At 38.8% G+C, this 19,612-nt stretch carries 23 protein-coding genes and 1 riboswitch; of the genes, 9 read left to right on the top strand and 14 right to left on the bottom strand.

The features are described from left to right. Positions 1-77 precede the first annotated feature (77 nt). Positions 78-3,110 (top strand): efflux RND transporter permease subunit, encoded by a 3,033-nt coding sequence (locus tag AC4QJR_RS12430; protein WP_496526368.1) that lies wholly within the window; start codon positions 78-80, stop codon positions 3,108-3,110. 48 nt (positions 3,111-3,158) lie between these two features. On the opposite strand, the gene AC4QJR_RS12425 is transcribed toward AC4QJR_RS12430, so the two are convergent. The 5 genes from AC4QJR_RS12425 to AC4QJR_RS12405 form a co-directional block, all read right to left on the bottom strand. Next, positions 3,159-4,526: a dipeptidase gene (locus AC4QJR_RS12425; RefSeq protein WP_496526367.1), complete on the bottom strand. Its 1,368-nt coding sequence runs from the start codon at positions 4,524-4,526 to the stop codon at positions 3,159-3,161. 217 nt (positions 4,527-4,743) lie between these two features. Further along, the gene (locus AC4QJR_RS12420) at positions 4,744-5,016 is read right to left on the bottom strand and encodes a hypothetical protein (RefSeq protein WP_375376649.1); all 273 of its coding nucleotides are present in this window, start codon (positions 5,014-5,016) and stop codon (positions 4,744-4,746) included. 49 nt (positions 5,017-5,065) lie between these two features. Then, positions 5,066-5,266 carry a hypothetical protein gene (locus AC4QJR_RS12415; protein WP_496526366.1) on the bottom strand — a complete coding sequence of 67 codons (201 nt, stop codon included), beginning with the start codon at positions 5,264-5,266 and terminating at the stop codon, positions 5,066-5,068. 255 nt (positions 5,267-5,521) lie between these two features. Continuing rightward, positions 5,522-6,019 carry a DinB family protein gene (locus AC4QJR_RS12410; protein WP_496526365.1) on the bottom strand — a complete coding sequence of 166 codons (498 nt, stop codon included), beginning with the start codon at positions 6,017-6,019 and terminating at the stop codon, positions 5,522-5,524. Between the two features lie 147 nt (positions 6,020-6,166). Beyond that, positions 6,167-6,592 (bottom strand): MarR family winged helix-turn-helix transcriptional regulator, encoded by a 426-nt coding sequence (locus tag AC4QJR_RS12405; RefSeq protein WP_098576594.1) that lies wholly within the window; start codon positions 6,590-6,592, stop codon positions 6,167-6,169. A gap of 169 nt (positions 6,593-6,761) precedes the next feature. Between AC4QJR_RS12405 and AC4QJR_RS12400 the strand changes: the two genes are divergently transcribed. Further along, on the top strand, positions 6,762-8,273 hold the full coding sequence (locus tag AC4QJR_RS12400; RefSeq protein ID WP_496526364.1) for an MDR family MFS transporter: 1,512 nt from the start codon (positions 6,762-6,764) through the stop codon (positions 8,271-8,273). 73 nt (positions 8,274-8,346) lie between these two features. Here AC4QJR_RS12400 and AC4QJR_RS12395 read toward each other — a convergent pair whose 3' ends face one another. Further along, positions 8,347-9,234 (bottom strand): RCC1 domain-containing protein, encoded by an 888-nt coding sequence (locus AC4QJR_RS12395; RefSeq protein ID WP_496526363.1) that lies wholly within the window; start codon positions 9,232-9,234, stop codon positions 8,347-8,349. A gap of 346 nt (positions 9,235-9,580) precedes the next feature. On the opposite strand from AC4QJR_RS12395, the gene AC4QJR_RS12390 reads away from it, so the two are divergent. Together AC4QJR_RS12390 and AC4QJR_RS12385 are read left to right on the top strand one after the other, a co-directional pair. After that, positions 9,581-9,997 (top strand): DUF1284 domain-containing protein, encoded by a 417-nt coding sequence (locus AC4QJR_RS12390; RefSeq protein ID WP_496526362.1) that lies wholly within the window; start codon positions 9,581-9,583, stop codon positions 9,995-9,997. Positions 9,998-10,123: 126 nt separating this feature from the next. Further along, positions 10,124-10,921: an HAD family hydrolase gene (locus AC4QJR_RS12385; RefSeq protein WP_496526361.1), complete on the top strand. Its 798-nt coding sequence runs from the start codon at positions 10,124-10,126 to the stop codon at positions 10,919-10,921. A gap of 83 nt (positions 10,922-11,004) precedes the next feature. On the opposite strand, the gene AC4QJR_RS12380 is transcribed toward AC4QJR_RS12385, so the two are convergent. The 7 genes from AC4QJR_RS12380 to AC4QJR_RS12350 form a co-directional block, all read right to left on the bottom strand. After that, on the bottom strand, positions 11,005-11,544 hold the full coding sequence (locus AC4QJR_RS12380; protein ID WP_098576591.1) for a VUT family protein: 540 nt from the start codon (positions 11,542-11,544) through the stop codon (positions 11,005-11,007). Positions 11,545-11,570: 26 nt separating this feature from the next. Continuing rightward, positions 11,571-12,299 carry a 7-carboxy-7-deazaguanine synthase QueE gene (gene queE, locus AC4QJR_RS12375; RefSeq protein WP_496526360.1) on the bottom strand — a complete coding sequence of 243 codons (729 nt, stop codon included), beginning with the start codon at positions 12,297-12,299 and terminating at the stop codon, positions 11,571-11,573. After that, positions 12,296-12,772 (bottom strand): 6-carboxytetrahydropterin synthase QueD, encoded by a 477-nt coding sequence (gene queD, locus AC4QJR_RS12370; RefSeq protein WP_098576589.1) that lies wholly within the window; start codon positions 12,770-12,772, stop codon positions 12,296-12,298. Before queD ends, queE begins: the two co-directional genes overlap by 4 nt. Positions 12,773-12,774: 2 nt before the next feature. Further along, the gene (gene queC, locus AC4QJR_RS12365; RefSeq protein WP_335541818.1) at positions 12,775-13,428 is read right to left on the bottom strand and encodes a 7-cyano-7-deazaguanine synthase QueC; all 654 of its coding nucleotides are present in this window, start codon (positions 13,426-13,428) and stop codon (positions 12,775-12,777) included. A 229-nt stretch (positions 13,429-13,657) separates the two neighbouring features. Beyond that, on the bottom strand, positions 13,658-14,530 hold the full coding sequence (locus tag AC4QJR_RS12360) for a YitT family protein (RefSeq protein ID WP_496526359.1): 873 nt from the start codon (positions 14,528-14,530) through the stop codon (positions 13,658-13,660). Between the two features lie 67 nt (positions 14,531-14,597). After that, on the bottom strand, positions 14,598-15,164 hold the full coding sequence (locus AC4QJR_RS12355; protein WP_375376660.1) for a tyrosine-type recombinase/integrase: 567 nt from the start codon (positions 15,162-15,164) through the stop codon (positions 14,598-14,600). Between the two features lie 235 nt (positions 15,165-15,399). Continuing rightward, positions 15,400-15,573 (bottom strand): hypothetical protein, encoded by a 174-nt coding sequence (locus tag AC4QJR_RS12350; protein WP_180230272.1) that lies wholly within the window; start codon positions 15,571-15,573, stop codon positions 15,400-15,402. A 222-nt stretch (positions 15,574-15,795) separates the two neighbouring features. Between AC4QJR_RS12350 and AC4QJR_RS12345 the strand changes: the two genes are divergently transcribed. The 5 genes from AC4QJR_RS12345 (at position 15,796) to AC4QJR_RS12325 (ending at position 18,929) form a co-directional block, all read left to right on the top strand. After that, the gene (locus AC4QJR_RS12345; RefSeq protein WP_496526358.1) at positions 15,796-16,254 is read left to right on the top strand and encodes a hypothetical protein; all 459 of its coding nucleotides are present in this window, start codon (positions 15,796-15,798) and stop codon (positions 16,252-16,254) included. Between the two features lie 187 nt (positions 16,255-16,441). After that, positions 16,442-16,669: an acyl carrier protein gene (gene acpP, locus AC4QJR_RS12340; RefSeq protein WP_098576585.1), complete on the top strand. Its 228-nt coding sequence runs from the start codon at positions 16,442-16,444 to the stop codon at positions 16,667-16,669. A 357-nt stretch (positions 16,670-17,026) separates the two neighbouring features. Then, the gene (locus AC4QJR_RS12335; protein WP_496526357.1) at positions 17,027-17,608 is read left to right on the top strand and encodes a hypothetical protein; all 582 of its coding nucleotides are present in this window, start codon (positions 17,027-17,029) and stop codon (positions 17,606-17,608) included. Positions 17,609-17,785: 177 nt separating this feature from the next. Next, positions 17,786-17,869, top strand: a riboswitch (cyclic di-GMP riboswitch). A gap of 20 nt (positions 17,870-17,889) precedes the next feature. Then, positions 17,890-18,081 carry a hypothetical protein gene (locus AC4QJR_RS12330; protein ID WP_496526356.1) on the top strand — a complete coding sequence of 64 codons (192 nt, stop codon included), beginning with the start codon at positions 17,890-17,892 and terminating at the stop codon, positions 18,079-18,081. A gap of 221 nt (positions 18,082-18,302) precedes the next feature. Further along, positions 18,303-18,929 (top strand): metal-dependent hydrolase, encoded by a 627-nt coding sequence (locus tag AC4QJR_RS12325; protein WP_496526355.1) that lies wholly within the window; start codon positions 18,303-18,305, stop codon positions 18,927-18,929. Positions 18,930-19,039: 110 nt separating this feature from the next. On the opposite strand, the gene AC4QJR_RS12320 is transcribed toward AC4QJR_RS12325, so the two are convergent. After that, complete coding sequence (locus AC4QJR_RS12320; RefSeq protein WP_496526669.1) at positions 19,040-19,483, bottom strand: DinB family protein; 444 nt, start codon at positions 19,481-19,483, stop codon at positions 19,040-19,042. Positions 19,484-19,612 lie beyond the last annotated feature (129 nt).

Raw genomic sequence — 19,612 nt, 5'->3', positions numbered from 1 at the left:
AAAAATACCCTATTAATAGTATGAGGAAAATGGTATAATTTACCTGGTTTTGCCACTTTATTACTAGGGGGTCCTTTATGACTTGGTTTACCAAATGGGCATTACGGAACAAGGCGGCATTAGCTTTCGCTGTGTTTGCCTCTATGATTTTTGGTATTTTTAGTTACACCACGATTCCAATGGAACTGATGCCGTCTGCCGATCAGCCTTACGTGACCATTTCAGTGGTTGGAAACGGCATGGATGCTGTAAGTATGGATGAACAGGTAACACAGCCAATTGAAAAAGCATTAAATGACGTCAGAGGAAAACAAAATGTAGCTGCTCAAACAGGAAATAACTTCACGCAGATGACCGTCACCTTTGAATCTGACATTAATGTGAAAGAAGCTAAACAACAAATTCAAGAAAGAATTTCAATGGTTAATCTTCCCACTGGAGTCATGAAACCTTACGTCGTCAACCTAAACACATCTGAAATTCCGATTGTGGAACTAGGTCTTACCTTTGACAAGGAAATTGGCAATCATGAGCTAAATCTAGTAGAAAACGAGATTATGCCGATGTTCCAAGACTTAAAAGGTGTCGGCAATGTCATCACCAACGGCGGGAACAATCAACAAGTGCTAATCAAAGTCGATCCAGTCAAACTCGCAGCCGCACAATACCCGCTTGAAAAGCTCTACACTCTTCTTCAAGGAAAAAATGCATCGGTGGCAGTGGGCGAACAAACCCTAAACAACGAAGCAACAAGTATCATCGTAACAGGAAAATTAGAATCCGTTGATGACCTCAAAAATATTCAGTTAAATAATAAGACAAAAGTGCAAGATGTCGCTGAAATAACCATGCAAAAAGATACCGCAAGCATCACCCATTTGAACGGGAAGAATTTTATCGACGTCGTAATTCAGAAGGATTCGACCTCCAATGCGGTAACCCTCGGGAAACAAGTAGAAGATGCGGTTAAACAAATTAACAAAGACTATGAGGGAACACTACAAGCTACTATTTTTATGAATTTAGGGAATACCGTTCTTGATTCAATTAACTCGATGACTAGAGAAGTATTGACCGGAGCATTATTTGCGACTCTTATTATCTGGTTATTCCTTCGCAGTTTCCGAATGACCCTGATCACGATTGTCAGCATTCCACTTTCTCTTTGTATCACAATGATTTTACTCTCATTTTTTGGCGTTACGTTAAACATCCTCACCCTTGGAGGGATTGCGGTATCAGTCGGACGACTGGTGGATGATAGTATTGTTGTCGTTGAAAATATTTATCGAAGAAAGAAAGATCATGAACTAACCCCTGCCTTTCTTATCGAAGCTGTTAAAGAAGTGGGCGCAGCCATTACGTCCTCCACCCTTACAACGGTGGCCGTATTTCTCCCAATGATGATTGTTTCGGGAGGTTTAAGAGACCTGGTTGCCCCGTTTGCGATTACGATCACTTGTTCACTACTAGCTTCATTGCTGGTTTCGCTGACCGTCGTACCAGTACTCAGCGGCCTTATGATGAAAAAGGTAAAGGTGAGAGAACACAAGACAAATTCGTTCTACCCCACTGTGTTGAAATGGTCGCTTAACCATAAATGGCTTCCTATCATACTAGTAGTTCTGGTGGTGGCCGGGTCAGTTGGGCTGTTTGTCAGCATGCCTAAAGGGTCTGTCGATCAGAAAGATTCCGCCTACATAGCCATCAGTCTTCGCTATCATAACGGAACCCCATTAAGTGAAATAAATGACGGGATTTCTAAAATGGAGAGCATTCTTGCAGATAAAGAAGGGGTAAAGAACCGTATAGCGATAGCAGGAGTCAATGAAGGTGCTGCGCAGTATGGAAATTTACAAGATGCAAACGTGGTTCAATTTATGGTTTTCCCAAAAGAAGGGACCGATTCCGCCAAATTTGTAAAAGACATTCGAAAAACAAAAGATCAATTCCCAGGTGTGGAGCTGACTGCAGACACTGCTGGTTTGTTGGGAGTAAATAAAACGACAGTTTCAGTGGATATCATTGGCAAAAATGAAGATGACATAAAAAAATCTGCTGATCTCGTCAAGAAAGAAATTAGTACCATTGCTGGCGTACAAAAAGTCGAAAGTAACGATCAAAATACAAAGCCAACCGTTACAATTACGGTGGATTCAAAATTATCCAACGCACAGGAAATCTCTCAGTCGATTCATGCCATGATTCAGCCTGCTGCGATTGGAAGCATTAAAATAGATGGTCGGTCCACTACGGTTAAATTAGGAGCCCTCAAAGAAATTCAAACGGTAAATGATTTAAAAGATTTGCAGCTAATGACACCCAATGGACCAGTTCCTCTCTCAAGGATTGCTAAGATAGAAGAGAGTAAGGAACCAGGTACCATCTATTCAAAAGACGGTCATCATTATCTTCAAGTAAATGCTTTTGTGGATTCAGATAAAATGGTGGACGTAGCGGGCGAAATTCAAAAACAGATCGCTGGATGGGACAAAAATAATACATTTGGCAAAGAAACAAGTGCAGAAATCACTGGTTCTGCCATGCAGTCATCGGATGATTTAGTAGAACTCGGTAAACTAGCAATGTTCTCGATTGGTATTGTGTTTATGATTTTGTTGGTTACTTTAAAGTCGTTCCGTGCAAGCATTGCTATTCTGATTTCTCTGCCACTTGCAGCTATAGGTTCACTTTTAGGGTTGGTGATCACTCAATCTAGCATTAATATCTCTTCTGGGATTGGAATGTTGATGCTAGTTGGAATTGTTGTTACAAATGCGATTGTGCTGGTTGATCGAATCCGTCATAATGAGGAGAGTATGAGTATTCGCGAGGCGATTATGGAAGCGGGAAAGGTACGTCTAAGACCAATTCTGATGACAGCACTTGCTACTGTATTTGCAATGCTTCCGCTTCTGGTTGCACATGAATCCGCGATGAGTTTAAATCTTGTTTCAAAAGGACTTGCGGTGGTCGTCATTTTTGGTCTTATCGTGTCCACCCTTTTAACATTGATTGTGATTCCAACCTTCTATGAATTATTTCATTTCCGCAAAGCAAAAAAACAAAGTCTGCATGGTATCCACGTATCAGATACGTTAGACCAATAATATGGAAAAAAGGCGATGACACATCTATCTGTCATCGCCCTTTCTTTTTTACTTCTTAAGAAGTTCTAAAAACGAACAAATCGTTAAGATCCCTTTATCAAAGTTTTCCAAGTTAAAGTGTTCATTCGGAGCATGAAGATTCTCATCTGGCAATCCGAATCCCATTAAGACAACAGGCGCATTTAGAGAATGGTTGAAATCCGATACAATTGGAATCGAACCCCCTTCTCTTTTGTAAACTGGTGCTCTTCCATAAACCGTTTCATACGCTTCGGCCGCTTTTTGAATCATCGGGCTGTCGATCGGCGTTAAGAATGGATTCCCCGTATCTTGAAGAGACACTGTTATGGTGCAGCCTTTTTGCGCATGTTCTTCTAGATGTTTTTTGATCAATCCCTGAATCTTTTCAGGGTTTTGATTGTGGACGAGACGACAAGTGATTTTGGCATGTGCCTCGTTCGGGATGACTGTTTTTGTTCCTTCCCCCTGAAAACCTCCCCATAATCCGTTGATTTCTAAGGTTGGCCGGGAGCTGATTTTCTCAGGGTATGGGAAATTGTTTTCCCCTCCGGTTAAATCGGTTAACCCTAATGATTTTTTTAGCTTTTCTTCATCAAATCCTAACGCTTTAATTTGTTCCTTTTCAAAATCTGTAAGAAGAACAACATCATCATAAAAATGATCTACATTTACTTTTCCGTTTTCATCATGAAGGGTCGAAAGGAGTTGGACTAATAAATGGTTGGCGTTCTGTACTCCCCCGCCAAACATGCCCGAGTGCAAATCTGAATTGGCGGTTTTTAGGGAAAATTCCAGTGCACAAAGACCTCTTAACGAATAAGTGATGGCAGGAACACCTCTATCCCACATATCTGAGTCAGAAATAACGACTACATCACAAGCTAATTTCTCTTTATTTTCGGATAAGTATGGCGGAAGATGAGGACTTCCGATTTCTTCTTCTCCTTCGATGCAAAACTTAACGTTTACCGGTAATTTACCTTCTGTTTTCAAAAGTGTTTCCACTGCTTTGATATGTAAGAATGTCTGCCCTTTGTCGTCGGTTGCCCCTCTGGCAAAGATCTTTTCATCACGAATCGTTGGTTCAAACGGAGGCGTTTCCCATAAATGAAGAGGATCAACCGGCTGCACGTCATAATGGCCGTACACTAAGACAGTTGGGGCGTTCTCCTGGTGAAGCCAGTCCGCATAGACAATTGGATGGCCTTTTGTCTGGATGATTTCCACATGTTCCATTCCGATGCTTTCTAATTTATTGGCAATCCATGAAGCTGCTTTTTGGATGTCCTCTTTATGCTCGGATAAGGAACTGACGCTTGGAATTTTGAGCAATTCTTTTAATTCCTCAACATTCTGATCATGTTCGTTAGATAATAACTCAGATAATTGACTCATATTATCACCTTTTCTAGTTTATTTCCCCTTCTTATTATATATATAAAGTCATGATTGGCATCAAGTAATACAACTCGGATAACACCTATCACGTCAAAAAATAAAGACCCCACTCGAAGTCTCCACCTCACCTTTTATATTACCCCGCAAAAGCTGGAAAACTCTTTTTAATATGTTTTAATAAAATTGCCAGCCCATAAAAAAGTCTTATTGTGGTTTAATAAAAATATAAAAATAATCCCCAAGCTAAAACTCCAGCAATAAATACTAAAAACCATCGTTTTGAATACGTTATTCCTAAAATTGCTGCTACGCAAAAGAAAGGAATAATAATAATAAACATCCAAATCGACCACAAACTTAAAATCGTTGAAATGATAGAAAGAAAGAGAGCGATCCAGATATATTTCGTATTTTTCTTCTTAATGCCAAGCGTAACAATCATCAAACTTACAATAATTGACATATAAAAAGCAACGCTTAGAAACATCGCATTTTTCCTTCCTTATGGCAGTTTAATTTGAAATGGAACCAGTTTACTATTTACCTATATTTTCTTTTCCTTTTTGATATTTCCACTCCATAATGTTTACTACAATTAGAAAAATAAGAGCTGTTCCAGATGTAGAATAAAGAATATTCCAAGATATATCGGGAATGATATTCAACCTGGATATAAACATTAGAACAAGAAAAAAAGCTAAACCAAAACTTTTTAATAATAAAAACTTCTTACGCAATTTTGCTCCCCCTAAAAATTTCAAACACCTCTTTGTAACAGTTTAATTTCTCATTTTTTTTAAGTACAGGACTATACAATCTTTTTTATAACTCATTTAACTAAATCCACAAAAAGACGCCTTCTTCTTTAAGAAAAGCGCCCGATGTTGAACAGTGAAATATGTGAAAGATTATTCTGCAAATACGTTCTAATAAATTTGACTATCACACCTGTTTCTACGGCTTGGCGAGGAAGGCCGTTGGATTATGGTGCTTTAGGACCAATCAACGCCACCCCAAGAGGATTGCAACTTTCGCAACAGAACAATTTGGCCGATATGATACGTATCGTGCATCATGATATGACTAAGTAAACGCTCGATAGAATATCTGTTAACAGCATATGGAGCTTTTAACTTTTCATCGTCAAGATCCGCAATCACCGTTTTTAATTTATTCATGACTTCATTAAGGCGCTGCACTGTCTGGGCCCACCCAATTTCGTCTTCTGGATCCCCCGGTTTTCCAAAGGTCTCTTCATTGTTTTCTGCCTTTTGCTGATTCTCTGTACCTTTAATTCGATGGATTACGTCTTCATTCCAAAATATCAAGTGATTAACAATCTGCCAAATTGAATTGCTGATTCCCGAACTTGTCCATGCTGCCTCAGCTGCGATGACTCCATGAAGCGCTTGATCCATGGATGCAAACCAATCATTCTCATGCCAATGCATGTCGTGTTGGTCTAAAAACATTTGGGTTACAACTTGCATTCAACCAATCTCCTCACTGTTTAGTTTCATCATTCAAATCATTTATTTTGAAAATTCAACAAAATCATGATCCTTATGATTTATTCGGCTCATCCTACTTTTATTCCTTCATCATTTCAAATAAAGTACACAATAGGGCAGACGTTTTTATTTCAAATGATCAACGAGCCGATTGAGTAATTCGCTTAAAACCACTATCTCTTGATCATTGTATATATGATAAGACTGGGCATTAAAATCATTCCGTAACGATTTCAATTGCTCATACACACGAATCCCTTCCTCTGTTATTTTTACTCGTGTACGTCTTTTATCTTCAGGGTCTTGGAAAAGCGTAACTAAATTGGATTGCTGCAGACGATTGATCATCCCGGTCATATTTTGTTTCGTTACAAGCAATTCTTCTTTAAGGTCCCCAATGGATATTTCTCCCCTATTTATGATCGTCCTTAGAATCACCCATTGCTGTATGCTGCTCAGTCCAACTTCAGCGACCATCTTAGCTCCATGTCTGCTTAGGAGATTAGATAATCTAAAGATATCTAACGTTATATTCGTTTTTACTTCTTCCATACAAACCTCCGCGTCTATTTATTATTGATTATACTAAATCAGTGAATTAATATAGTCAAGTTGTTGACTATTTTGCAAAGGTAACTTAAACTAATTTAGTCAACAACTTGACAAAGTTAACAAATTTTCTATTTTTTTATTTCATTTTTTTAAATAAAGGAGACAAAACATGTCAAAATCAACGACAAATCGTAAAATGGTTACGGTTGCGATGCTGGTTGCGATCCTATTAGTCGCCATTGACGTCACGGTTGTCAGTACCGCCATGCCTCAAATTGTCAGTGACCTCAGCGGCTTAAAATTAATCAGCTGGGTATTTGCCATCTACACACTTACCACTTCTGTAACGACGCCTATTTACGGGAAATTGGCTGATTTATTCGGCCGAAAAAAAGTTTTTATCTTTGGGGTTATTTTGTTTGTGGTCGGCTCGATGTTGTCGGGAGCTGCCCAAACGATGAATCAATTAATTTGGTTCCGTGCTTTTCAAGGAATTGGTGCTGGTGCGGTTATGCCGTTAACCTTTACAATTATTGGTGACCTTTTTCCCGGTGAACAACGAGCCAAAATGCAGGGAGTCTTTAGTTCGGTTTGGGGAATCGCCGGTCTTCTTGGACCATTGGTAGGCGGATTCTTTGTGGACCAAATCAGTTGGCGTTGGATTTTCTATATAAATTTGCCGATCGGTTTAGTCTCGCTCGTGTTAATCACCGTGTTCTTCCACGAAACCGTTGAATTGAAAAAGGACCGTAAAATTGATTATTTAGGAGCTATCACTTTTACCATCGGGATATCCACTTTATTATATGCACTATTAAATGCGGGTCCGGGACAAAAATATGCATGGAACTCGACAGCTATTTATATCCTATTTGCTGTTTCCGTCATCTTTATTGTGTTGTTCGGTTATATCGAAACCAAAGTGAAGGAACCGATGCTTCCTCCATCACTTTTCAAGATTCCTGTCATTCTTGTTTCCAATCTCATCGGTTTTCTATCTAGTGCGGTCTTAATTGGAGTGAATGTATATTTGCCAATGTGGATTCAAACGATTCTTGGCCACAGTGCGACGAGCTCAGGATTGACACTTATGCCAATGTCGATTGCCTGGCCTTTGGGTGCAACTTTTGCCGGTCGGTATATGTATAAAATTGGTTCAAAGTTTACAGCCATTCTTGGTGGTGTTTTGATTGGCCTAGGTGGAACATGGCTGCTTGCTGTGGAACTTGACTCCCCGTATTGGTATTTTGTAGGAATTATGATTGTGATCGGTCTGGGCATGGGTTACGCGACCACCCCAACCACCGTTCTCGTTCAATCAGCGGTTGGCTGGCAAATGCGTGGAGCCGCAACCGCATCAAACAGCTTTACTAAGTCCATTGGCCAAACGGTTGGGGTTGCTATATTTGGAACTATTTTTAACAACTCATTGATTACGTTTGGAAAAGAACATGCAGGGGGAAGTTGGAGTGGAGGAGACAATATTAGTAATCTCTTAAGCTCAGACACCCTTCATCAGCTGCCTGCGAACGTCATGACGATGATCCAGGAGGCGCTCGCCCATGGGATGCACCTTGTATTTATCCTCGTGTTTTTTATTGGGATTACGAACCTCCTTTGTACTCTCTTCCTTCCTTCACACAAGAAGGTAATGGAACATCAAAAGCAAGTCCAACATTAAACGTGAAGAGCCGCCAATTTGGCGGCTTTTCCTTCTTACATAGGCTAAATATCGGATGGTTTTAACCAACTTTTCAAATCAATAACCCGCTCCATCCGCTTACATTACATTGACCATATTCATTATCACCCACTGCTACCACCGTGCCATCCGATTTTAGGCCGACGGTGTGGGCACAACCCGCCGCGATTGCCACAATCTCACGCCAATCACTGACATTACATTGGCCAAACTTATTCCAACCCACAGCCGACACCGTACCATCCGATTTTAGGCCAACGGTATGATTACTACCCACCGCGATTGCCACAATACCTCTCCAGCCGCTTACATCGCATTGGTCATGTTTATTCAAACCGACAGCCGTCACAGTCCCATCCGATTTAAGACCGATGGTATGTAGATATCCCGCTGCGACCGCCACAATATTGCACCAGTTACTTACATCACCTTGGCGATACCGATTGTTACCCACAGTTTCCACTGTCCCGTCCCATTTAAGACCGATCGTATGCCAGTCACCCACCGCCACCGCCACAATTTCATTCCAGCCGCTTACATTGCATTCCCCTTCGTTATTTCGGCCCCTTGCTACCACCGTGCCATCCGATTTTATCCCTATGGTACGACACCAACCTGCCGCGACCGCTACAATATCACGCCAATCGTTTACATCGCATTGGCCATGCTTATTCCAACCTACAGCCGACACCGTCCTGTCAGATTTAAGGCCGATGGTATGAGCATTACCCGTGTTTGTCGCCATATGCACATTACCTGCCGCAACCGCCACAATATCCCGCCAGCCGCTTAGATCACATTGGCCATATTTATTATCACCCACAGCCGACACCGTACCATTCGATTTAAGCCCCACTGTATGACGCCTACCCGCAGCTATGGTACCTTTAGGCCACGGGTTCAGCTTTAACACCTCTTCTTTCGGTGAAATGTAATCCATGTTTTACCTCCTAAAAAATCCATGCAATAAAAGGAACAATCACCACATACAATGCAGAAATAAACCAGTTGTTTGTGTAATAAATCCGCTAAAAATTTAGGAACCTACTTTAGTCCATGAAGGTATTTTAAAATATATTTTTATGAAAAAACAGTCGCACGCAAACAGCAATCCCTCGAACAAAATTTATAAAACCAGCACACACATTTATGTGTATAGAATTTTTTACTCCCCTAAATGAAACAAAAAAGGGTCCAATTGTTTAAGTATGATATGGTATGATGAAAAAAAGCAATGTTAACTCGATGTTTTTTATAGTTAACATCTATAAACTAGGAGGAGAAAGATGTTTAAACTACGAGGCCATCATCTTTTTTGCCTGTTGGGCTATCGGGGAATGGGCTATTCAGAAGAATACGTAAAAAATATGACACGATTGCATCAAACCTTGAGAAATAACCCAAAGACGTTAATTCATATTGTTAAGGGTCCCGATCAGTTGTGTGAAAAATACCCCAACTCTGGTCAATACCACTGCCAGGACGAAAATATTTATGAAAGAGATCAGGCAATCTTAGATAAAATAGGGCTTAAAGTCGGAGAAATTCTGAATTGGGAAGACGTTGAATCATGCATCAGAAAGTTTGTTGTCCCCTCCGATATTCAAATTGTGTGTAAAACTTGTTCCTGGCGTTCCTTTGGAGTTTGTGAGGAAGGTATTCAAGAGATTCATGAATGGAAGGGTTTAAGGAAGGTTACATAAGCCCATCCGCCTTTAGATTCATCATTTGCCTCCACTTAAACTTAATTTAATCTATACACTGAGTTTACAAGACTTTAATATTCAGATGTTAAGATTGGATTAACAACAAATGAGGAGGCAGTATATATGAATGTGCGTGCAATGTTTATTGATATGGATGGTACACTATTAAAAGCCTCAAATAACATTTCCAGCCGAAATATGGAAGCCGTTAATACGCTCATGAATCAGGGGGTCAAGGTGTTTCTGGCTACTGGTCGACACTATGAAGTAACTGCTCCTTACCATAAAGAACTTGGATTACGAACACCGATGATTTGTTTGAATGGTGCCGCTATTCACGATGCAGATTCAGGAAAAACAATACAAATGAAAACCGTCCGACTGAACGATGAACGATTCCACCATGTGACAGCTGAAAGTGCTTGGAATGTTATTATCCATACAGCAAATGGTGTTTATTGCAAGAAGACAAATGAAGAAATTGATTATTGGACACAAGTGGGGCGGATTCCGCCACATTATATTGGAGATTTAAGACAGGCAAATTATCAAGATGTACTTAAATATAGTGTTCGAACAGGTACACCTTGTCCAAACATTTCCGCTTTGTTTAACAAGGAAGCAGAAGTCATCAATTGGAATGACGGGTTTGAATTGCTTGCACCTAATGTTTCGAAATGGTCTGCTTTAAAAAGCCTCCTTCGTGAATATCGAATCAGTCCAAATGAAGTTGTCGCTATTGGAGACGGACCCAATGATATCGAGATGCTTCGTCATGTAGGTACTGGTGTAGCCATGGGGAACGCAAGTGAAAAGGTTAAAGCGGCGGCTGATTTTATTACAGGACACCACGAAAATGATGGATTAGCTCAGTTTATCGAACAATATCTTCTTAAATCAAAACAATCCTATGCGATCTAAAGTTGTTTTATATCTACTATAAATTGCAGCGATTATCAAAAAGCTCCAAACCGATTGAACATGGTTTGGAGCTTTATTTTACATTATTTTGACAGTGCATGTTTAGTCATTGAGTTAGTTACCTGGCTTAAAATTACTGCTGCGATTCCCTGGATGATCGATTTCACGATGACTTGCCCAAGAATAGCTGCTGGAACGGCTTCCCATGGTAAGAAGTTGGCTCCAAGCGGGCTAAGGCCAATGATGACGAAGATCACCGAATCCAATAAGCCCCCGACGACTCCACTATAAAAAACTCTCCAGCTCATCGGCAGTTTCAATCTTGTATAAATCTCTGTATCTGTTGTTTCTGCCACGGCAAACGAGAGAGCCGAAGCTAAGACGATAATCAGTGTATCCCCTAAAATGAATGATACAACCGCAGAAAGGAATAAAGCTGTTCCTATGAAAATATAAGTCTTCTTTCTGCCATATTTATTTTGAACCAAGTCTCGAAAGATAAACGTGGCTCCGATAAATAAGGTACCCATAGGGACAATAAATACCCCCATCTGCAATGGGGCAAAAGCTGCCGTAACCACGTTCGCCGTTACGATGGAAATTAAATATATTATGATTCTCATTCTATCCCTACTCTCTTTCTAACCTCTTACACGCCTCGCTTATTTCCCCAAAGCAAGGCATGCAATTGCGGCAATACTTTAACATCATTCAACGCTGGGTCTAAAACCACACAATCAACTAACCACTCATATTTATTCAGAAGTTTTTGAATCAATTCATTGTTATTCATATTCGTAAGATCATCATTACCAACCTGAAGGTAAAAAGGAATCTCTGGGTAACGATGATGAACCTTTTTCGCATATTCAAGATCGTTTTCATCAAAGATGACGACTTTCAAACTCACTTGATGTTTAAAATCATTGTCGTTTAAATTTTGAAAAATAGAATCTAAGATTTCAAAATTGGTGATCATATTGGAACTTGGCGGTTTCGGTGAAATCGTTAGTTCATCAATGTTTAAGAACCAGTCTTGCCATCTACTCCCTTGTGTTTCGATCCCAATCTTGATGTCTTTTTCTTTTAGTAAATCAATAAACCCATCTAAATTTTTAAGCAGTGCCGGATTTCCCCCTGAGATCGTCACAAACGAGAAATTATCGCCACCGACTCTTTTTAATTCAGCCCAAATTTCATCTGCGCTCAATTGCTGAATATCTTCTTTGGCACTGCCGTCCCATGTAAAAGCAGAATCACACCAGCTGCAAGAATAATCACAGCCGGCGGTCCGTACAAACATTGTTTTTTGACCAATGACCATCCCTTCTCCTTGGATGGTGGGGCCAAAAATTTCTAACACAGGAATCTTGCTCATTCCTCCATCCACTCCCTTCGCGCTTCTGCATAGCTGGTCGGAGTTTCAAAGAGACGGACAAATTCCACTCTTGCTCCATGATATTGTTCCATCCGCTCTTCTGTATCTAATGCTTCCTTCATTTTCTCATAAATCCAAACCACCATATTTTCTGCGGTTGTATTCATGTATGGTAAGGTTTCATTCAAGTATTGATGATCAAGGAATATTTCAATTTCATTTTTCCAAATCTCTTTAATATCACCGAAGTCAATCATTAAGCCGCGTTCATCAACAAATCCGCTGATTCCGAAAATAACGTGGTATGTGTGGCCGTGCAAATTTTTGCATTTCCCTTCATAACAATGCAAGTGATGCGAAGCATCGAAGGTGAATTCTTTGCTTACAAGTACACGTTTATGATGATATTTTAATTGATGTGGATGAATGTCCTCATTTATTTTTTGAAGTTTATCAACGATTCGAAAACCCATCGCTAAAACCTCCCATTTAAAAAGTCTTCAAGCCCTCTTTTTCTTAATACGCAGGCTGGGCATTCGCCGCATCCATCCGCAATCACACCGTTGTAGCAGGTTAATGTTTTTTCACGCACAAAATCCAATGCGCCTAATTCATCCGCTAGTGCCCATGTTTGTGCTTTGTTGATCCACATTAACGGGGTATGAATGACAAAGTTATCGTCCATCGAAAGATTTAACGTAACATTCAATGATTTAATAAAAATATCACGGCAGTCCGGGTAACCGCTGAAATCTGTTTCACATACACCTGTGACTAAATGCTTCGCTCCAACTTGACGAGCTAAAACACCTGCAAAAGTTAGGAATAAAAGGTTCCGACCTGGCACAAATGTGGAGGGAAGTTCCCCTTCACCGCCATCAGTCACTTCAATATCTGAACGCGTTAACGCATTAGGGGCTAATTGATTTAGTAAGGCCATATCTAAAATATGGTGTTTTACACCAAGCTCATTGGCTATATTTTTGGCACATTCAATTTCTAAACTATGCCTTTGATTGTAATCAAACGTAACGACTTCTACTTCTTTAAATTGTTTTAATGCCCAAAATAAACAAGTGGTGCTGTCTTGTCCACCACTAAATACAACAATGGCCTTCTCATTTTTCAACATTTCTTTCTATACTTCCTTTCAAATAGAAAAAACAGTACCCCAAGATAGAAGTACTGCTTCATCTTAGTTTTTTTAATGAGGGGGGCTAGAACCTCGTTTGCATAAATGCAATTATATATTAATTTCTATGACTAAATGATTATAAACTATTATCTTAATTTTTTCACCTATTTATCGACAAATTGTGCATTCTTTTCTTTTCAAGGTTCTGATCTCGCCCATTCAGCTAATGAATGTTGTGCTTTCTGAAATTACCGCCCTTCACCTCTGCTACGTCATATACGGTAACAAAGGATTTTGGATCCAGTTCATTAATGATTTCTTTTAACTTTGTTTCTTCTAAGCGGTTAATGACACAGGTGATTTCTTTAAATTTTTCATGGGAAAAGCCGCCATAAGCTTCTTTATACGTTGCACTTCTGCCTAAACGATCGCGGATGGTCTCCACCATTATTTCAGGCTGGGTGGTAATAATATTGAAGGTTTTAGAACCGCTTAACCCTTCTTCCACAATGTGAATCACTTTCGAAGCAATAAAGTAAGCAATGGCCGATAGAATCGCCCCTTGTAAACCAAATGCGATGCCAACGAAAATAAAGACAAATATATTTAAGAAAAGTATGAGATCACTGGTACCAAATGGTAATCTTCGAGATAAGAGGACGGCCAGCATATCAATTCCATCTAATGCACCGCCATTACGTAAGGCTAACCCCATCCCAAAACCAAGGATAATACCGCCAACCACGGTCACTAACAACGTATCGCCCTCAATAATAGCAGGCGTATGGTGCAAGAGACTGGTTCCAACCGCTAGGGAAGCAATCCCGATAATCGAAAATAACGCGAAACTTTTTCCAATTTGCTTATATCCCAACCAGATAAAGGGAATGTTGATCACAGCAATGAGAACACCCAATGGTAAATCAAATAGTTCTGATCCAACGATACTAAGACCCGTCACTCCTCCATCTGATACGTGGTTAGGAATAAGAACCGTTTCTAGTCCATAGGCAGCAAATAATCCCCCGATAACGACCATTAATCCGCGCAGAATAAATTTTAGTTTATTAGTTTTATGTATTTTGTTTGTAGTCATATATTTCCTCTCTTCCCTTTACTTTTCAACTGTATCTCTGACTTTTTCTCCAATAGATTTTTTCTACTCATAAATTTACATCGATCTGAGTGGTAATCAGGTCTTCTTTTGTTATTCCTAAAAATTTAAGTGTCTCCGATGGTGTGGAATGGTTAAAGTGTTTTTGTAAGAGTGCAATCGAGACACCTTGTTTAAAGGCATGATATCCGAAGGTCTTTGCTAGTGAATTCGTCCCGATTTTTCCTTCAATACCTACCTTAACAGCTGCATCATGGATGATTCGATAGGCCTGTTGTCGTGTAATCGGTTGTTTAAATTTACGAGATTGGAATAAATAAATTTGTTGTTCACTGTTGACCTGGTCTAAGTAAGAATTTACCGCTTCTTTCACTCTTTTGTTTAAATAAACCGACTTCCTCCTTTCACTCTCCAGTTCAGAGTAATGATAAAAATCCTTCATTTCCCCATCCCCATTAAAAAGTTCCTTTACCTTAATCAGTAGCAGTTCAGATATTCTAAGCCCTGTATTTATTCCAACAACAAATAATAAATAATCCCTATATGAATGTTCCATAAGGTAATTTTTCATGGCATTTATTTGTTCTAAGTCTCTAAGTGCATCCACTGTTTCCAACGAATCATTACTCTCCTTCAATGTTACATAACTAAATTATAATATATGTTTGAGTAACATTCAAATATTCTGCCTAGGAATTATGATTTATATATCATAGGAAAATAGATGTACAAGTATACTAGCCCCTAAAAAAACGAGAAAAAGGCCTTAGCCCCTGTTATATAGAGCTAAAGCCATATACTTATGATGATCATTTTCAAGCAGCACGTAATTATAAACACTTAGTATGTAATTAATGATGGTCCAAAAATTTAGTAACTGACCGAGCAGACCGAATAAGAATTGGCCCAATTAATTCCACTAAATCCAAAGAGATATCAAGGACTTCCCACCAAATGGATTCCTTCCCTTCTTCTTTCCTTTTGTCTCTTCGGGCCTTTCTTTTCTCTTTAAATGTATTCACCATACTCTCTCCCCTCTTACCATTATTATACAATTATCTTTTCGATTTATTAACAGTTAACATACGTTTTGCAACTAAAAGTACTTCCTTTTGTTTCGCAATTTAGAATACACATCTCATGCCAACCCAAATGAGGATAGAAATCTCAAGTAACACAATTGTACAAGCATTTCTTACAATCTCTAATATCCTATATTAGTAGATTAAAAAGGTGGTGATTTAATAATGTCTGATCGAAATAGGCAAGATTCTTCAGCAGCTTATGGCTATTTTGCACTCGTAGGAACCGAGCCGATTTTAGTAAATCCCCAGGAAAATATACGATTTAATCAACATGGTTCATTGAAAAATATACGATTTTCCACGACACGCAGTACAATAAAAGTTTTGAAATCGGGAGACTATAAGATCGAATATACATTACTCATTGATGGACCTGCATCCACTTCTGTATATGGTATTTTCTTAAACGATTCTTCTAAGCCAGAAAATCTCACAAAGTTTGGCATAACAAGGCAAGTGAATAATGCGACTCTCATGCTTATAGGACAAGCAATTATCCATGTTTCCAAAAAATCCACCATTGAGCTAAGAAATATTGGTACGACTACAGATACACTTTTACCGGTTTTAGGGGGACAAAGTATAAATGCCGCATCACTATCCATTGTGAAACTTAGCTGATAATTGGTGTTTCCTTTGACAGCCGATCCATTGGAAGTTATTCCATACGAATTGTTTCCTACTCAAAACGAGAATGGAACCGACTTACCATTCGTCACATGTCCGCCGGAATTGGCAATACTTTTATGTTTTACACTTAGAATATGATTGTTATAATGGTGCCTATGTATACTTAGGAGGATACCCAATGACCATATTTGAAAAGTTAAAGCCGATTATTGCCGATCAACTCGGTGTGAAAATGGAGAATATCAAATTAGAGGCATCTTTTAAAGACGACTTCGAAGCAGACTCGCTTGATATGGTGAACTTGACGATGGAAATTGAAGATGAATTCGCGATTGAAATTAGTGAAAAAACTGCAGCAACGCTCCAAACGGTCGGTGATGTTGTAAAATATATTGAAAACCGTTAAAAAATAGAAAAGGCGGATCGCCCATTTTAATCGGACACCTGAACCTTGGTGAACGTTGGCAGAAAGCATCCGCCAATACTCTATCAAATTTCTACAGCCGTGCTGCGTTAATAAAAAAGCGTTCTACATATGAAGAAACGCACCTAGGTTACAAGAGAAAACGAGACCCATAATGGCAATTCCAAACTGAATGAGACGCGATAACATTGATACTCCCCCTTACCCAAAATCCTACAGCCACCCCCATTAAATTCCAATTAAAATCCATTTATATTAAATCTGTGTCTTAGACAGCGTGTAGTTTATCATATAATTGACTTAGTACTTAAAAATTATTTTCAATTAGGGGAGATTGGGATGAATAAAAAAATTTTAATAGCTGTACTCTGTATAGGGTTAGGTGCGGTAATTTATTTTTTGTCATCACGGCCAACAAAACCTGCAATTCCTGCTAAACTTAATATTCCTACTACCTCCTTGGAAGAAAGTATCTGTGAAAGAGTAACAGCACAATTTGGAGATTGCCAAAAAATTCTTTTGTTTGATGCTCATTCTAATTTAGTTTTTGCCGAGAACAGTTCTGGAATCTCGCCTGTGCTTACAAATAAAGAGTTTACTAAATTTAAACAATTCATTTTTCCAATGATGGATTTCCAGGAGTTCAAAGAAGAGAAAGTCGAGCGAGGACCAATAGACTGGCGGGCTAAAAATCATGTTCAAAAGAATTTTTCAGTTATATACGGTTTTGCAGAAGACGAGGCGAAGACCATTGTAATAAATAGTGAAGGCAACGTCCAGCCAAACAGGTTTTTCGTTCGTGATCACTTATGGGTTTGGTATGCTGTTTTTCAGAAAGATAAAGTTACTTTGCCAGTAAAGGTAACAGTTTATAATGCAGAAGGTAAAATTATTTTCGGAGGAAATGGAAAGAAGGAATAAAGATTAACTCCCCCACTCTCCCCGAATGAATCACGAATTTCGGCAGGCTTTGAATGCAAAATGTATTTTATCTTTTTATCACTAGACTTTATCATCTTTTGTCGAATTTTTTCGAATTATTTATATTCGTTTCTTATATTTTTTATAGTACTATTAATCTAGTTCTTTAATACCAAAACTAGATAAAGGCAAACCTTTCGAAAGAATGGGACGCAAAGTTACAGGTCTAAGGTTCTATACTATGATGGCTGTGCTGCCTCAATTAAGAGGAGAGATAATGTATGCAATTAGATCGAAACTATCCACCATATTTTGATGGGAGAAATTTAGACCAAATAATAGCAAAAATTCAAGAAAATCAAGAAAAGTGCCACACGGTAGTTGTCAAACCAGAAATTCCAAAGGGAGAAGTAGTACAATTTCGTTATCCGCACCCGCTAGACGGACTATTTTTAAATCTTTCTGGCAATTAATAATGTCGATTCATAATGATCAAAAAAGAAGTTTGCAAAAAACACGTTGAGTTGCACAGCGTGTTTTTTGTTATTTTAACTACCATTACTTCTGCTGATGTTAATTATCCATAAAGTCTACTTAAAATCTACAAATCTCTAAACAGAACAAATGTTTTGTTGTACAATAGTTATGTCAGATTTGATTTTCTACATAAATAATTTATAGAGGTGGAATTTAATTGAATGGTACATCACACGCAGTAATTGGGGCAGCAACTGGATTTATTGTTGCGAATACATTTCATACTTCTCCTTCTGCGACGCTCTTGTTTGTAGGATTAGGAAGTGTCTCAGGATTAATGCCTGACCTAGATATTGACGGGAAGCTTCGTGAAAAAATTACTTTGTCGCATAAGGTGATTCGACTTTCTGCGATGATCATTGGAATGATTATGATTCTATATAGTTTCTTTGAAAAAACAATGGTAGATAGATGGCTGGGGATTGGAATCGGCTGTTTGATCGTCTTGGTTGCATCCTTCATTAAGCAAAGACATATGTTAACCATCACAGGAATTGCCGTCTTGGCGGGCGGATTCTCTTTAGGAGAACTATGGTTAATTCTGCTAGGGATTTATATTGTCATTGCCTCCTTTACTTCTCATCGCAGCTATACCCATTCGGTTTTAGGCACTGCGTTCTTTGGGATTATTGCTTCCAACTTCCAAGCTTCAATCGGGATTGATGGTGTTTTCTATTCGTGTTTGGCTGGTTACATCAGTCATTTAATAGCAGATTTAAAAATCCTGCCATTTAATAAACGGGGCGTTAAGCTGTTCTTACCACTGTCTTCCAAGGAACTATGAAAAAATATCTGTGAAAGATTAACCACACTATTTAGATTGTTTGGAGGAAATGGAAATCAACAAAAAAAGGCAATGTCCATTATACATCGCCCAATTACGTCTAGAAAATATTAATCTTCTGTTCCTAAAACATCTGTATTTGGGGGCTCATAACCCATTTGACGGAGCATGGCTACTATTTGTCCCTTATGATGAAACTCGTGTGTTATAGTGTGCATTAGCAATTTACCGGGAGTAATAGTTACTAGTTCAGATGCTTCTCTCCAAGGGATTTCTCTTTCAATTGGCACGTTTAATTTATGTCCATGTTGTTCAATTAATTCATTTACTATTGAATCTACTTGATCAAATCGTGATATTATTTCCTCTAAACTGAGATTATGTAATTTTTCCCTTGGAGTAAGTGGTTTATTTGTCTTCAGCAAAACAAATGAGCCAAGCCATGCAACATAGCAATCTGCTATATGAACCAATGTGTCTCTTACACTTTGCCAACCAAAACCATTTGTTTGTGTAAAATGATTAGAATCTACTTTCCCACAAAAATCTAACAGTGTTCCTCTCGTCTGTCAAACCCATCCATATTCGTGTTGAAGCATCCAAACACCCACCTTAACATTTATAGAACATGTTCTATAAATGTTAGAAAAAACCTTTCTATTAGGAAAAAAACTCCTGTAAAT

This window comes from Neobacillus sp. BP17 (genome assembly GCF_059579525.1).
This window is presented reverse-complemented; position numbering and strand designations above follow the sequence as displayed.